Origin of the sequence: Streptomyces sp. NPDC096193, from assembly GCF_040302905.1 — a bacterium.
In the GTDB taxonomy this organism is placed as follows: Bacteria; Actinomycetota; Actinomycetes; order Streptomycetales; family Streptomycetaceae; genus Streptomyces.
The window spans coordinates 51,933-66,197 of the sequence record NZ_JBEOSJ010000019.1 but is presented as its reverse complement, the minus strand read 5'-3'; the positions used below and the strand labels follow the sequence as shown (position 1 = coordinate 66,197).

Below are 14,265 nucleotides of genomic sequence, written 5' to 3'. Positions count from 1 at the left end.
ACGATGAGGCGTATGGGTGACGAACTGGCCGGAATTCAAGCCACGTGGGAGTTCGAGACCGACTCCGTGATCATCCGCTTCGAACGGGGACTCCGCGCGCCGAAGCTGTTCCAGACGCTCCGCGAACGCCGTATCCCTCACGAAGCGCTGGCGTCGGTGACACTTTCCCCGGGCAAGCGGGGAACGGTGGTGCTGCATGCGGCACCCAGACCCGGCGCCGATCCTCTGATGGAGGCAGCGGCCGGGCAGTTGAAGGAAGCGTGCGATCCGTACCGTCTGGTGCTGCCTGCCGAGCGCGAGACCCTCGCCGAGTACTACGCCGACGAGTTGCGGGCCGTGCTGCCATCGGACGCGGACCGCCCCGTCGACCGGTACGCCGTGGCCGCGCCCAGCGCGCCCCTGAACTTCAAGGCGTACGACGGCAAAGCCTCCTTCGACGGCTCCCGAGTCGACTTCCGCTGGTCGTGGGCGGGTGCGTCGTCCGCCAAGTGGAAGGCGGGCGACCAGAGTTTCCCCGTCGACGAGCTGAGCGGGGTCGAGTGGCGCACGCCCGAAGCCCTCGACGGATATCTGCGGGTCGTCCGGCGCGCGAATCCGCCGGTCGACGACACGGTGCGGCCTGCGCTCGACAAGGACCCCAGCGCGCTGATGTTCGGGCTGAACAAGGGGCAGGTGCACGAGTCCCTGCCGTTCGCGGCGGCGGTCCTCGAATCCGTGCAGAACTCCGGCTCGCCTCCCGCGATGGCGATGCAGGCGTGCCGTCGCGACCCCGCGGACATCGCCGAGCGGATCCGGCACCTGGGCGAACTGCATCTGGCGGGTCTGGTGACGGACGAGGAGTTCAGCTCGAAGAAGGCGCAGCTGCTGGCGGAGCTGTAAGCGCGCCGGAGGGCGGTGGTGTCATACCGGGGTATGACACCGCGCCCGGCCCCCGGGTATGACGCCGCCGGCCGGCCGGTCTGCCTACGCTGATCAGGCCATGTCCCAGTCTCCCCGGTCCTCCGCCTCGCGACGCTCCAGGGCGTTGCGCGGCGCCCAGGACAATCTTCGTCTCCTCGCCGCCGACCTCCGTACGCCGTCGTCGTCCACCGCCCCGCTCTTCGGCTCGGTCGGGAAACGGTGGCTGCGGCTGACCCCGTACGTGGTCGTGCTCGCGTTCGTCGTGAGCCTGCTGCCGGTCACGGTCAATGTGCTCGTCAACGACTACCGGCTGAACGCAGCGGTCGCCGGAGCGCTGGCCACCGCCCAGACCGTGCCGCTGCTACTGGCCCTCACCCGCCCGCTCCAGGCGTGGTGGATCGTGGCCGCGGCGGATGTCGCCGGCGCGTTCGCGCTGATGGGCCCCGCCGGGACCGTGGACCGGAGCTGGCCGTGGACCCCGATGGTGGTCGTCGGCTACCTCGTCCTGATGGCCTGCCTCGGGCTGCGGGAGCCGCGCCGTACGCTGCTGGCCGTCTGGCTGACGACCGGAGCCGTGGGCTGGCTGTTCGAACTGATCTCGCAGGACCGCAGCGACGGAATCCATCTGCTGCTCTTCGTCCTGAGCGGGGTGGTGCTGGTCGTCACGGGCGCGCTGCGTGAACGCGGCGACGCACAGCGCCGGCTGGTCGCGCAGGAGACCATCAGCGAGGCGGAACGCGCGCAGCGCACGGTGCTGGAGGAGCGGGCCCGGATCGCACGTGAGCTGCACGACGTCGTCGCCCATCACATGTCGCTGATCACGGTGCAGGCCGACTCCGCGCCGTATCGCATCGAGGGCCTGACCGACGCGGCGCGTGAGGAGTTCGGGGCGATCGCCGCGGGCGCCCGTGAGTCGCTGACGGAGATGCGCCGGCTGCTGACGGTGCTGCGCAGCGAGGGTACGGAGGGCGAACTGACGCCGCAGCCGGGGCTCGACCGGGTGCAGCAACTGGTCGAGGCGACCGTACGGGCGGGCGTACCGGTGGAGTTGGCCCTCGAAGTGCCGGGCGATCCGGTGCCGCAGGCGGTCGACCTGTCGGCGTACCGCATCGTGCAGGAGGCACTCGCCAATGTGGTGCGGCACGCGCCCGGGGCGCCGACGCGGGTCTCGGTGACGTCCGACGGCACGGATCTGACCGTGCTGGTCGTCAACCTCCCGGCCAGGGAACGCACGTCACCGCTGGAGACCACCGGCACTGGACACGGTCTGGTCGGCATGCGGGAACGCGTACGGCTGACCGGCGGCACACTGGACACCGGCCCCCTGCCGGACGGCGGATTCCGGGTGGCCGCGCGGCTTCCGCTGGCCGCTCCCCCCACCTCGGAGGACCCGTCGTGACCATCCGTGTGATCATCGTCGACGACCAGGCCATGGTGCGGGCGGGCTTCGCCGCGCTGCTGGCCGCGCAGTCCGACATCGACGTGGTCGGCGATGCGCCGGACGGCCGCGCGGGGGTGGACGTGGCGCGCTCCACGCACCCCGACGTGGTGCTGATGGACGTCCGGATGCCGGGGATGGACGGCCTGGCGGCGGCCCGCGCGATCCTCCACCCGCCGGTGGGAGTGGTGCATGTGCCCAAGGTGCTGATGCTGACCACCTTCGACGTGGACGACTATGTGTACGAGGCGCTGCGCGCGGGTGCCTCCGGATTCCTGCTGAAGGACGCGCCCCCGGCCGATCTGATCGCTGCGGTACGGGTGGTGGCGGCGGGCGAGGCGCTGCTGGCTCCCTCGGTCACCCGCCGGCTGATCGCCGAGTTCGCCTCCCAGCGGCAGGCGCCGCGGAAGGACCCCTCCCTGCGGCTGAACGGTCTGACCCCGCGCGAGACGGAGGTCCTGGAACTGATCGCGCGCGGTCTGTCCAACCAGGAGATCGCGGCGCATCTGGTGCTGGCGGAGCAGACGGTGAAGACGCACATCGGCAGGGTCCTGTCGAAACTGGCGCTGCGGGACCGGGCGCAGGCAGTGATCTTCGCGTACGAATCGGGCCTGGTCCGGCCCGGCGCGGCCGGCTCCTGAGTCTGCGTGTTGCCGGGCCTGCGCGTGCAGGTGCATCCGGTGGCCGGCACCTGAGCCCGGGCATCCGCCTGTCCGGGCCTGCGCGCACGCATGTCTCCGGTGGCCGGCACCTGAGCCCGGGCATCCGCCTGTCCGGGCCTGCGCGCACGCATGTCTCCGGTGACCGGCACCTGAGCCCGGGCATCCGCCTGTCCGGGCCTGCGCGCACGCATGTCTCCGGTGACCGGCTCGGAGCCTGTGCATCCACCCGTTCCCGGGCCCTGCGCGTGCAGGTGCATCCTGCGGCCCGCTCCTGAGCATGTGCATCCACCCGTTCCCGGGCCTGCGCGTCGCCCTGTTCCCGCACCAGCCCGCCGCGCCGCCGGTCTCCGCCCGCTCATACCCCGGTAGCACCTTCGACCTGGCTCCCCGGGGTGACGCCCCCTCACCCATCCCCTTCCTACCTTCCCTCCGTCACGCAGACGGACGAGCAAGAGGAAGGGCGGGAGCATGCGCCGCTACAAACGAACCCTGGTGGCTGTTGCGTTGACGACGACCGTCGTCGCCGGGACCGCCGGATGGGCCTCCGGGAGCGCGCAGCGGCCGGTCACCGGTCCGCCGCCCGGGACCGCCGCGTGGACCGCCGACCGCTCCCTCGGTCGCGCCCTGCCCGACCCCGCCACCTCCGAGCCCGCCCAAGTGGCGGATTTCTTCCGCACGGTGGACCCCGCCGCCCGGCAGCGTCTCGCGCACCGCCACCCGCTCGTCGTCGGCAATCTGGACGGCGCACCCGTCGCCCTGCGCTACGCCGCCAACTCCCGTGCTCTGCGCGGCACTCCACTCGAACGGCTGGCGGCACCCGGGCGGCAGATACTCGCCTTCGACCCCCGCGGCCGCGGCCAGGTCGCCGAGGTCTACGGCGACCTGGAGCACGCTCGTCATGTGTCGGTGATCGTGCCCGGGTCCGACACGGACGCCGGGACCTTCGACCGCACCAAGGACCCGTACGGCACGCCCGCCGGGATGGCCACGTCCCTCCGGGCGGCCACGGACCCCGGCACCGCCGTCATCGCGTGGACCGGCTACACCACCCCCGTCGGTGTCGGGCTGGACGCCGCCACCGGCGAGCTGGCCGAGGCCGGCGCCGTACGCCTGACCCGCTTCGCCGACGGGCTGGCGGCGGTCCACGCCCCGCGGCCGAGCCTGTTCTGCCACAGCTACGGCTCCGTCGTCTGCGGTCTCGCCGCGCGTGATCTGCACGCCGCCGACATCGTCGTGCTCGGCTCCCCCGGGATGCGCGCCGACTCCGTCCGCGAACTGCGCACCGACGCCCGGGTGTGGGCCGCCAAGGACACGTCCGACTGGATCTCCAAGGTCCCCCACGTCGAACTCCTCGGGCTCGGCCACGGCAACGACCCCGCGTCACCCGCCTTCGGCGCACGCCGTGTTCCCGCCGAGCGGGCCGAGGGGCACACCGGCTACTTCGCCCCCGGCACCGACTCGCTCCGGCACTTCGCCGCCATCGCCACCGGCCGTGCGGCGTCCGCAGGGCACGAAGGAGACGTCCGATGAGACTCGCCGAGAAGATCGAGGCCCGCACGCCCGCCCACCGCGACCGTGCCGTTGACGGGCTGCGAGCGTGCGCCCTGCTCGCCGTGCCGACCGGCCACTGGCTGCTCGGCGGCTTCACCCTCGACGCCGACGGCGCCCTGCACAACGCCAGCCCACTCACCGCCTTCGGCTTCTTCGCCCCGGTCAGCTGGGTGCTGCAGATGCTCGGCATCTTCTTCCTGGTCGGCGGCTACGCGTCCGTGCTCTCGTACCACCGCCGCCCGGGCTCCACCGCCCAGTGGCTCAAGCAGCGCATCGCCCGCCTCGGACGGCCGGTGCTCGGAGTCACGGCCGTCTGGGCCGCGATGATCCCCGTCCTGTACGGGCTCGGCGTGCCCGGCACGACACTGCGCACCGGCTCGACGCTGGTCGTCCAACCCCTGTGGTTCGTCGGCGTCTACACCGTGGTGACGGCGCTGACCCCGTGCTGCGTGCGCCTCGCCCGCCGCCTCGGCGCATGGGCGGCGGCCCCGCTGCTCGCGAGTGTCGCCGTCGTGGACGTCCTGCGTTACGGGCCGTACGCCGACGCCGTGCCGTCCTGGCTGAGCGTCCTCAACATCCTTCCGGGCTGGCTCTTCGCGTACCAACTCGGGGTCAGCTGGGGCGAGGGACGCCTGGGCCACCGGCACGCCCGGGTCCTGCTCGTCGGCGGTGCGGCGCTCTTCACCGTGCTGCTGCTCGTCTTCGACTACCCGGCGTCGATGGTCGGTGTGCCGGGCGAGACCCGCACCAACTCCCATCCGCCGTCGTTGCTGGTGCTCGCCCTGGCCTCGGCCCAGAGCGGCGCCGCGATCCTGCTGCGCGACCGGATCGCCCGGCTGCTGACGCGGCCCGCGCTCTGGGCCCCGGTCGTGGTCGTCAACCTGTCGGCGATGACGATCCTGTGCTGGCACCAGACGGCGATGCTAGCGGCGGCGGTCCCGGCATCGTTCGCCGGTGCCGTGCCCGGTCTGACGACCACGCCCGACTCGCTCGGCTGGATCCTCGCCCGGCTTGCCTGGCTGCCGCTGTTCGCCGGTCTGCTGGTCCTCATCGGCCGGTACGCGCGCCGGTTCGAGGCGCCGTGGACCAAGACGACGAGAGCCCGCCGCGCGGCAGCGGGGCTGCTCGCGGCGGGCTTCGCCGTGTTCGCTCTGGGCCTCGCGTAGCCGGCGAAGGCGCACGCGAGGAGGGTCAGACCTCGCGCGCCGCCGAGGTCGACGACATGTCCGGGTAGCGGTCCCCCGCCACCTGGCCGGCGATCGGCTCCAGCTGGGCCAGTTCCTCGTCGGTGAGCGTCAGCCGTGTCGCCCCGAGGTTCTCCTGGAGCCGGGATGCCTTGCGGGTGCCCGGGATCGGGACCACGGGCAGCCCGTGCACCCGGGACTGCTGCTGCACCCAGGCCAGTGCCACCTGTCCGAGGGTCGCGCCGCGCGCCTCGGCGATCTTGCGGACCGGTTCGAGCAGCGCCGCGTTGTTCCGGGCGTTGTCCCCGGTGAACCGGGGCTGGTACTGGCGGAAGTCGCTCTGCGACAGCTCCTTCGCGGCGTCGGCGAAGGCGCCCGTCAGGAATCCGCGTCCGAGCGGCGAGTACGGCACCAGCGCGACACCCAGCTCGGCCGCCGCACCCACCGCGCTGCGCTCCACGTCCCGGCTGAACAGCGACCACTCCGACTGGAGGGCGGCGATCGGGTGCACGGCATGCGCCTCGCGCAGTTCGGGTCCGGTGACCTCGCTCAGTCCGAGGTGCCTGACCTTGCCCGCGGCGACGAGTTCGGCCATCGCGCCGACGGACTCGGCGAGCGGTACGCCCGGGTCGCGGCGGTGCATGTAGTACAGGTCGATCACCTCGGTCTTCAGCCGCGTCAGGCTCGCGTCGACGGCCTGGCGGATGTACGCGGGGTCATTGCGCACAGCCCGGTACTGCGGGTCGTCGGTCCGCTCGATGGCGAACTTGGTGGCCAGGGTTATCTCGTCGCGGTGCGCGCCGAAGAAGGGCGCGAGGAACTCCTCGTTGGCGCCCCGCCCGTACACATCGGCCGTGTCGAAGAGCGTGACACCTCCTTCCAGCGCCGCTTCCAGGGTGTCGCGGGCGGCCGTCTCGTCGGTGTCGCCGTAGAACTCGCTCATGCCCATGCAGCCCAGGCCCTGCACGCCGACCAGCGGGCCCTCGGCCCCGAGGCGAACCTGTTCGATCTTGGTGGTGCTCATCAGGGTTCAGCCCCTCTCCGGCGCCCGGTGGGCGCCCGCGTAGAACTCGATCTTGTGGTCCAGCACGGCGAGGGTGTCCTGGAGTTCCGCGATCCGCGCGAGGACGTCGCGCCGGGTCTGCTCCAGCAGTTCCTGCCGGGCATCGAAGGTCTCCTCGCCGGCCCGCACCATCTCGGCGTACCGGACCATGTCCGCGACCGGCATTCCCGTCAGCCGCAGCTTGCCGACGAAGGCGAGCCAGTCGAGGTCGCGATTGCTGAAGCGCCGCTGTCCGGTGTGCGACCTGTCGACATGCGGCATCAGCCCGATCCGCTCGTACCAGCGCAGGGTGTGCGCGGTGAGTCCGGTGAAGGCGGCGACCTCGCTGATCGTGTAGCGGTCCTGCCCCTCGGGGCGCGGATGCGCGCGGGGAGCCGCTTTGCAGATATCCGTCCGTACGGGAGTGCTCTCGATCAGCGTCATACCTCCACGCTAAAACCTTCGAGTGCACTCCAGGCAAGCAGAATCCGATGGCAGATTTCCCGGTGACCGAACTAGCGTCGCCCCATGACTGCCGCCCGTCGCGCAACCGCCGAAGACGCCCTGGAGCTGGTCCGCCTCCGCAAGGTCATGCAGGACTCGTGCCACGGCCCGAACCCCGACGTCAGCTGGCAGCCCGCGGCCGTCGCGACCCTGCGGGCCCGGCTCGCCGAGCCGGACGGCGATCTGACGGCGTTCGTCGTCGACCGGCCGGACGGGCTCGCGGCCTGCGCCGTCGGCATCATTGAGCACCGGCTCGGCGGACCCGGCAACCCGGAGGGTGTGAGCGGCTACGTCTTCAGTGTCGCCACCGACGCGGACATGCGCAGGCGCGGCCACTCCCGCGCCTGTATGGAGGCGCTGCTGGCCTGGTTCCAGGAGCGCGGCGTACGCAAGATCGACCTGCGGGCCTCCTCCGAGGGCGAGCCGCTCTACACCTCGCTGGGCTTCGCCCGGACCCCCGATCCCGCGATGCGGCTCACCCTTTAGGGCTGCCGGGGGGGCGGGCACACGGTGTCGTCCCCGGCGGTACGGCCCGGCCGGGGCAAGATCGGGAGGCCACGGCACAGGAGCCGGGGCGCGACCGGAGACCCCGTCAGGAGCCAGCCGTGCACGATGATCCGATGCCGCGGCGGCTCCTCGGGCCCGGTCCGCGTTGACGGACTTCCGGGAGCGGGCCGTGCTCGGGGGCCCTGTCCCTCCTGTCCATGACGACGGGTGCGGTCGACGCCCTCAGTTTCCTGGTCCTCGGCCATGTCTTCACCGCGCTGGCGACCGGGAACCTGCTGTTCCTTGCCTTCGCCCTCGGCGGCACGAGCGACATCCCGTCGGCCGTCCCCTCGACCGTGTCGCCGGCCGCGTTCGTCCTCGGTGTGGTCTGCGGCAGCGCGCTGATCAGACTGCTCCGCCGGCGTCGCCCGTTCTGGCTCCCCCATACGCTGGCGGCCGAAGCGGTCCTGCTTGCCGTGGCGGCGGTGGTGGCCCTCGGCTGGCCCGGGGACGGTTCCGTGTCCTCCGGGCAGCGCTACGCCGTGATCGGGCCGGTCGCCCTGGCGATGGGTCTCCGCAACATCGGGGTGGTGCGGGCCCCGATCACCGGGATGACGACGCTGCTCATCCAGATCCCGCTGGTGACCCTGATCGGCACCCTGCTGGTCCCCGGCACGACGGCGTCGAGAGGGCGGGAGATCCGGTTCGTCCGGCCCGTCGCCACCGTCGCGGGCATGTTCCTGGGCGGGCTGGCCGGCACGCGATGGTGCCCTGGGGTCCCTCGCGCGCGCTGTTCGTGCTGTCGGGCGTGGTGGCGCTCATCGCGGCCTCCGGTCTGCTGCTGTCCCCCGGGGACGCGGAAACGGTCGCCGGGCGGTCGGTGTGACGCCCGCCCGGCGGCCCCGGCGGACACGCGGCTAGGCTCGCAGACATGCAGAGCCTGGCGAAGATCGAGAACTGGCCCGTACCGACCGCGGCGGCCTCCGTCGTCCGAGCGGACGGAACCGTCGCCGGCTCGCACGGCCCGGTCGCGCAGCGCTTCCCGCTCGCGTCGGTCACCAAGCCGCTCGCCGCCTATGCGGTGCTCGTGGCGTACGAGGAGGGCGCGGTCGAACTCGACGAGCCTGCGGGGCCCGAGGGGTCCACGGTGCGCCATCTGCTCGCCCACACCTCCGGGCTCGCCTTCGACGAGCACAAGCAGACCTCGGCGCCCGGCACACGCCGGATCTACTCCAACGCCGGCTTCGAGCAGCTCGCCGACCATGTCGCCAAGGCCACCGAGATCCCCTTCCCGGAGTATCTGCGCCAGGCGGTGCTGGAGCCGCTGGGGATGACGGCGACGACGCTCGACGGTTCCCCGGCGAAGGACGGCACCTCGACCGTGGACGACCTGGTGCGCTTCGCCGCCGAAGTGCAGGCGCCCCGGCTGTTGGACGCGCGGACCGTGCTGGAGGCGATGACGGTCGTCCATCCGGGCCTGTCGGGCATTCTGCCCGGCTACGGGAACCAGAAGCCGAACGACTGGGGTCTCGGTTTCGAGATCCGCGACGGCAAGTCACCGCACTGGACGGGTAGTTCGTCCTCGCCCCGCACCTTCGGCCACTTCGGCCAGGCAGGCACGTTCCTTTGGATCGACCCGGACGCGCAGGCGGCGTGCGTGGTCCTCACGGACCGCCCGTTCGGGCCGTGGGCGATCGAGGCATGGCCGCCGTTCACGGACGCGGTCCTGGCGGAGTTGCGCGGCTGAGCCTGCCCGGCCGGTCGTCCGGTGAGGTGAGACACTCGAACCACACGGTCTTGCCCTGTCCGCCGGCGTGCGGCTGCACGCCCCACCGGTCGGTGACCGCCTCGACCAGCAGTAACCCCCGTCCACCGTCGGCCAGTTCGTCGGGCACGGCCGGCTCGGGCAGCTTCGGGCAGTCGTCGGACACCTCCACGCGCACGCCGTCGGCCCGCAGAAGGATGCAGGTGCGGCAGCGGCGGCCGGGGACATGCCGTACGACGTTGGCGATCAGCTCGGTGAGCGCCAACTCGGCGGCGTCGGCCACGCCGAGCAGCCCGGAGCCGCCGAGGTAGGACCGCAGGATGCGCCGCAGATGCCGGGCCGAGTGCTCGGCCACGGCGAAGTCGGTGCGGTACCGGGCGGCGGTCTCGGTCGCCTGCGGATCGGTTACGTGATTCATGTCACCAGCGTGCGATGCGGCGGTTACGCTCGGCTACGAACCGAACGAACGCCGCGAGGCGTTGCAGGCCGGAGGTGCCCCCGTGGCCAACATCCAGTCACTCGACCCCAGCGCTTCGCCGCTCGACTACTACGGCTGGGAACTGCGCCGCCAGCGCGAGGCCCATGGGCTCAAACAGGGCCAGTTGGGTGAGATCATCTTCTGCACGGGCTCGCTCATCGGCCAGATCGAGACGACGAAGAAGGTCCCCACCCGCGACTTCTCCGAACGGGTGGACGCGGCCCTCGGCACGGACGGGGTGTTCTCCCGCCTGGCCGGCCTGGTCCTGCGCAGCCAGCTGCCCAACTGGTTCCAGCCGTACGCGGAGATGGAGGCGAAGGCGGCGTACATCTCCACCTACCAGGCGCAGTTGGTGTACGGGTTGTTGCAGACGAAGGAGTACGCGCGGGCGCTGCTCGGCGTCGACCATCCCTGCCGAGTCGATGAGTTGGTTGCCGCACGGTTGGAACGCCAGCGGATCCTGCGGCGTGAGGAGCCTCCCGCTCTCTGGGTCGTGATGAGCGAAGCCGCACTGCTCCAGGAGGTCGGTGGGCGTGAGGTCATGCGCAAGCAACTGGCGCGCATGTTGGACTTCCGACAGAACCCGTGGGTGCAAATCCAGGTGCTCCCCTTCACCGTCGGCCAGCACACAGGAATGATGGGCACGTTCACTCTGCTCAGGTTCGACGACGATCCCGATCTGCTGTACGTGGACAGCTATCAGCAGGGGCACATGACTGCCAATCCGCCAGTGATCAGGGAGCGTTCGGTCGGTTACGCTCGCTTGCAGGCCACAGCCCTCTCCCCCGAGGACTCGGCTGTATTGATCGCTCGTGTGATGGAGGAACGCTATGGGGACCAGTCATGATCTGACCGGAGCGCAGTGGCGTAAGTCGTCTTACAGCGGCACCAACGGCGGCGAATGCGTCGAGTGCACCGTCACCGGCGGCGCCACCTGGCGTAAGTCCAGCTACAGCGGCAACACCGGTGGCGAATGCGTCGAGGTCGCCGACGGCTGCCCCGCCGCCGTCCCCGTCCGGGACAGCAAGAACCCCACCGGCCCCGTCCTTGTCCTCGGCGCCGACGCCTGGCGGTCGTTCATCAGCAGCCTGTGACGGGCCCGTAGCATCCCCGGATGCCGAGACATCGAGGCCCTGATCCCGCAGGCCGTGCGCGCAGGCCGGGCGCGGGTGCGCGCGGCATGCCCGACGCGTTCCACCAGACACGCGGCAGGCTCCGCGACCGTGCGGCCGTACGGGAGCCGGCGACGCTCACCGCCGACCCGTGGCCGCGGAACACGCCCTCAGGGGCGCCGGACCCGCCGCTCAGCCCAGTTCCCAGACCAGGACCTCCGCCGCCCCCTCCCCCGCCGTGAGCTCCAAGTCCTCGGCGTCCGTGACCCGCGCCGAATCACCCGGGCCCAACTCCGCCTTCTCCAGCCGCACTTCACCGCGCACCACGTGCACGTACACCGCCGCCGCATCCGGAACCGCGCTGCGTTCACCGGCGGACAGCCGGCGGACATGCAGCATCGCGCCCGCCTCGGGCAGCGCGTACGGCGTCGAGTCGGCGATGCCGTGGACGATCTCGTACGACGGGTCCCCTCCCGGTGCCAGCGGCGCGAGCCACATCTGCACGAAGACCAGGTCCTCGTCGCCGTCGTTGCGCTCGACGTGCCGCACCCCGCCCGCCGCGCTGAGCCGCTGGACGTCCCCAGGGCGTACGACCGTCGCGTGTCCCTGCGAGTCGCGGTGGGTCAGCTCGCCCGTGACGACCCAGGTGACGATCTCGGTGTGACTGTGCGGATGCTCGTCGAAGCCGGCGCCGGGTCGCAGCCGCTCCTCGTTGCAGGCGAGTATCGCGCCGAAGCGGAGGTTGTCGGGGTCGTAATGGCGCCCGAAGGAGAAGGCGTGCAGGGATTCGATGCCCGATCCGGGTGCGCCGCCGCGGTAGCGGTCGGCGGAGCGCCGTACGTCAATCACGGATCCACGGTAGCCGCGCTCCCAAGGCCCCCGGCGCAGGACAACGAACCCCGCCACTCAGCGCCCGCGTCCTGATAAGGCAGTCTTGTCCCGTGCCCGAACCTGCAGCGAACGCCCCTCATCCGCACACCGCGACCCTGCGCCGACTGGAGCAGTCCTCCGGCCGGCTGGCCGCGAACGCCATCGCACGCATGGACGAGACGCTGCCGTGGTACCGGGCGATGCCGCCCGAGAACCGGTCGTGGATCGGCCTGGTCGCCCAGGCCGGTATCGCCGCGTTCACCGAGTGGTTCCGGCACCCGGAGACCCCGCAGGCCATCTCCACCGACGTCTTCGGCACCGCCCCGCGCGAGCTGACCCGGGCCATCACGCTGCGCCAGACCGTCGAAATGGTGCGCACCACCATCGAGGTCATGGAGACGGCGATCGAGGAGGTCGCCGCGCCGGGCGACGAGTCCGTGCTGCGCGAGGCGCTCCTCGTCTACGCCCGCGAGATCGCCTTCGCGACGGCCCAGGTGTACGCGCAGGCCGCCGAGGCCCGTGGCGCGTGGGACGCCCGGTTGGAGTCCCTCGTGGTCAACGCCGTGCTGTCCGGGGAGGCCGACGAGGGCGCCGTCTCCCGCGCGGCGGCGCTCGGCTGGAACTCGCCCGAGCATGTGTGCGTCATCCTCGGCACCGCGCCGGACGGTGACAGCGAACTGACCGTGGAGGCCATCCGCCGGGCGGCCCGGCACGCCAAGCTCCAGGTCCTGACCGGCGTGCTCGGTGACCGGCTCGTCGTCATCGCGGGCGGCAGCGACAACCCGCTCCAGGTCGCCAAGGCTCTGATCGGGCCTTATGCCGCCGGTCCGGTGGTCGCCGGGCCCGTCGTGCCCGACCTGCTGGCCGCGACCAGATCCGCCCAGGCCGCCGCCGCGGGCCTCAAGGCGTGTTCCGCCTGGCAGGACGCGCCGCGCCCGGTGCTCGCGGACGATCTCCTGCCGGAGCGCGCGATCGCCTCCGACCCCGCCGCTCGCGTGCAGTTGGTGGAGGAGATCTACAGACCGCTGGAAGAAGCGGGCTCGGCACTTCTGGAAACTCTGAGTGTCTATCTGGAGCAGGCGAGTAGCCTCGAAGGCGCGGCGCGGATGCTGTTCGTCCACCCCAACACCGTCCGCTACCGGCTGCGACGTGTGACAGACGTCACCGGCTGGTCGCCCTCCGATGTACGCTCCGCTTTCACACTGCGGATCGCCCTCATCCTGGGGCGTCTGGCCGACGGGGATACCCAGTCCTAGACTTTTGTGGGACACCGACAATTCCCCTGACGGTTCTTCGTCCCTGTCCCCACGGGCGTCCGGAGCCGTATACAAGAGAGAGTGTGAGGGTGCTCGTACTCGTCGCTCCCGGCCAAGGCGCTCAGACGCCCGGCTTTCTGACCCCCTGGCTCGAACTCCCCGGCGCCGCCGACCGCATCGCGGCCTGGTCGGAGGCCATCGGACTCGACCTCGCCCACTACGGCACGAAGGCCGACGCGGACGAGATCCGCGACACCGCCGTCGCCCAGCCGCTGCTGGTCGCCGCAGGTCTGCTGTCGGCGTCCGCGCTCGGTGACGTGTCGCCCGGCGCCGTCGCGGGCCACAGCGTCGGCGAGATCACCGCTGCCGCGTTCGCCGGCGTCATCGACGACGCGGCCGCGCTCGGTTTCGTACGGACACGCGGCCTGGCGATGGCGGATGCCGCGGCCATCACCAAGACCGGTATGTCGGCACTGCTCGGGGGCGACCCCGAGGTCACCGTGCCGCACCTGGAGAAGCTCGGACTGACCCCGGCGAACGTCAACGGCGGTGGTCAGATCGTGGCCGCCGGCACGATGGAGCAACTCGCCGCGCTCGAGGCGGACAAGCCCGAGGGCGTTCGCCGCGTCGTGGCCCTCCAGGTCGCCGGCGCCTTCCACACGCTCCACATGGCGCCTGCGGTCGACAAGCTCGCCGAGGCCGCGAAGTCGCTCACGGTCTCCGACCCGACCCTGCCGTACGTCTCCAACCGCGACGGCGCGGTCGTCACCACGGGCGGCGAGGTCGTCGAGCGGCTGGTCGGCCAGGTGGCCAACCCGGTCCGCTGGGACCTGTGCATGGAGACGTTCAAGGAGCGCGGTGTGACGGCGCTGATCGAGGTGTGCCCCGGCGGCACGCTCACCGGTCTGGCCAAGCGCGCGCTGCCGGGCGTGCGGACGCTTGCCCTCAAGACCCCCGACGATCTCGACGCGGCCCGCACGCTCGTCGCCGAGCACTCAGCAGCCTGACAAGGAGCCG

16 protein-coding genes and 1 pseudogene are annotated in these 14,265 nt (G+C 71.7%); 13 read left to right on the top strand and 4 right to left on the bottom strand.

The window, feature by feature from the left end:
- Positions 1-12 precede the first annotated feature (12 nt).
- The 5 genes from ABTX78_RS25275 to ABTX78_RS25255 all read left to right on the top strand — a co-directional run bounded on the left by ABTX78_RS25275 (position 13) and on the right by ABTX78_RS25255 (position 5,717).
- On the top strand, positions 13-879 hold the full coding sequence (locus ABTX78_RS25275; RefSeq protein ID WP_352209078.1) for a DUF4429 domain-containing protein: 867 nt from the start codon (positions 13-15) through the stop codon (positions 877-879).
- A gap of 100 nt (positions 880-979) precedes the next feature.
- Positions 980-2,299 carry a sensor histidine kinase gene (locus ABTX78_RS25270; protein WP_352209077.1) on the top strand — a complete coding sequence of 440 codons (1,320 nt, stop codon included), beginning with the start codon at positions 980-982 and terminating at the stop codon, positions 2,297-2,299.
- The gene (locus ABTX78_RS25265; protein WP_352209076.1) at positions 2,296-2,979 is read left to right on the top strand and encodes a response regulator; all 684 of its coding nucleotides are present in this window, start codon (positions 2,296-2,298) and stop codon (positions 2,977-2,979) included. The genes ABTX78_RS25270 and ABTX78_RS25265 overlap by 4 nt, the downstream gene beginning before the upstream one ends.
- Before the next feature lie 489 nt (positions 2,980-3,468).
- On the top strand, positions 3,469-4,530 hold the full coding sequence (locus tag ABTX78_RS25260) for an alpha/beta hydrolase (RefSeq protein ID WP_352209075.1): 1,062 nt from the start codon (positions 3,469-3,471) through the stop codon (positions 4,528-4,530).
- On the top strand, positions 4,527-5,717 hold the full coding sequence (locus tag ABTX78_RS25255; RefSeq protein ID WP_352209074.1) for an acyltransferase family protein: 1,191 nt from the start codon (positions 4,527-4,529) through the stop codon (positions 5,715-5,717). The genes ABTX78_RS25260 and ABTX78_RS25255 overlap by 4 nt, the downstream gene beginning before the upstream one ends.
- A 25-nt stretch (positions 5,718-5,742) precedes the next feature.
- Here the strand turns inward: ABTX78_RS25255 and ABTX78_RS25250 are convergent, their stop codons facing one another.
- Positions 5,743-6,759, bottom strand: coding sequence for an aldo/keto reductase (locus tag ABTX78_RS25250; protein ID WP_352209073.1), 1,017 nt, complete (start codon positions 6,757-6,759; stop codon positions 5,743-5,745).
- Between the two features lie 6 nt (positions 6,760-6,765).
- Entirely contained in the window at positions 6,766-7,221 is a 456-nt protein-coding gene (locus ABTX78_RS25245) for a MerR family transcriptional regulator (protein WP_352209072.1), read from the bottom strand.
- An 84-nt stretch (positions 7,222-7,305) separates the two neighbouring features.
- Between ABTX78_RS25245 and ABTX78_RS25240 the strand changes: the two genes are divergently transcribed.
- The 4 genes and pseudogenes from ABTX78_RS25240 to ABTX78_RS25225 all read left to right on the top strand — a co-directional run bounded on the left by ABTX78_RS25240 (position 7,306) and on the right by ABTX78_RS25225 (position 9,514).
- Positions 7,306-7,767, top strand: coding sequence for a GNAT family N-acetyltransferase (locus tag ABTX78_RS25240; RefSeq protein ID WP_352209071.1), 462 nt, complete (start codon positions 7,306-7,308; stop codon positions 7,765-7,767).
- A gap of 218 nt (positions 7,768-7,985) precedes the next feature.
- Positions 7,986-8,471 (top strand): annotated as a pseudogene (locus ABTX78_RS25235) (DUF1275 family protein); the annotation flags it as partial.
- A 59-nt stretch (positions 8,472-8,530) separates the two neighbouring features.
- On the top strand, positions 8,531-8,653 hold the full coding sequence (locus ABTX78_RS25230) for a hypothetical protein (RefSeq protein ID WP_352209070.1): 123 nt from the start codon (positions 8,531-8,533) through the stop codon (positions 8,651-8,653).
- 45 nt (positions 8,654-8,698) lie between these two features.
- The gene (locus ABTX78_RS25225) at positions 8,699-9,514 is read left to right on the top strand and encodes a serine hydrolase domain-containing protein (RefSeq protein WP_352209069.1); all 816 of its coding nucleotides are present in this window, start codon (positions 8,699-8,701) and stop codon (positions 9,512-9,514) included.
- Here ABTX78_RS25225 and ABTX78_RS25220 read toward each other — a convergent pair.
- A complete protein-coding gene (locus tag ABTX78_RS25220; protein ID WP_352209068.1) occupies positions 9,480-9,950 on the bottom strand; it encodes an ATP-binding protein in 471 nt (156 codons plus the stop codon). The two genes, ABTX78_RS25225 and ABTX78_RS25220, sit on opposite strands and share 35 nt — an antisense overlap.
- Positions 9,951-10,032: 82 nt before the next feature.
- On the opposite strand from ABTX78_RS25220, the gene ABTX78_RS25215 reads away from it, so the two are divergent.
- Together ABTX78_RS25215 and ABTX78_RS25210 are read left to right on the top strand one after the other, a co-directional pair.
- Complete coding sequence (locus ABTX78_RS25215; protein WP_352209067.1) at positions 10,033-10,857, top strand: helix-turn-helix domain-containing protein; 825 nt, start codon at positions 10,033-10,035, stop codon at positions 10,855-10,857.
- On the top strand, positions 10,841-11,104 hold the full coding sequence (locus tag ABTX78_RS25210; RefSeq protein ID WP_352209066.1) for a DUF397 domain-containing protein: 264 nt from the start codon (positions 10,841-10,843) through the stop codon (positions 11,102-11,104). Before ABTX78_RS25215 ends, ABTX78_RS25210 begins: the two co-directional genes overlap by 17 nt.
- A gap of 210 nt (positions 11,105-11,314) precedes the next feature.
- Here the strand turns inward: ABTX78_RS25210 and ABTX78_RS25205 are convergent, their stop codons facing one another.
- Positions 11,315-11,971, bottom strand: coding sequence for a pirin family protein (locus tag ABTX78_RS25205; protein ID WP_352209065.1), 657 nt, complete (start codon positions 11,969-11,971; stop codon positions 11,315-11,317).
- Between the two features lie 92 nt (positions 11,972-12,063).
- On the opposite strand from ABTX78_RS25205, the gene ABTX78_RS25200 reads away from it, so the two are divergent.
- Positions 12,064-13,248, top strand: coding sequence for a PucR family transcriptional regulator (locus ABTX78_RS25200; RefSeq protein WP_352209064.1), 1,185 nt, complete (start codon positions 12,064-12,066; stop codon positions 13,246-13,248).
- A gap of 89 nt (positions 13,249-13,337) precedes the next feature.
- Complete coding sequence (locus tag ABTX78_RS25195) at positions 13,338-14,255, top strand: ACP S-malonyltransferase (RefSeq protein ID WP_352209149.1); 918 nt, start codon at positions 13,338-13,340, stop codon at positions 14,253-14,255.
- Positions 14,256-14,265 lie beyond the last annotated feature (10 nt).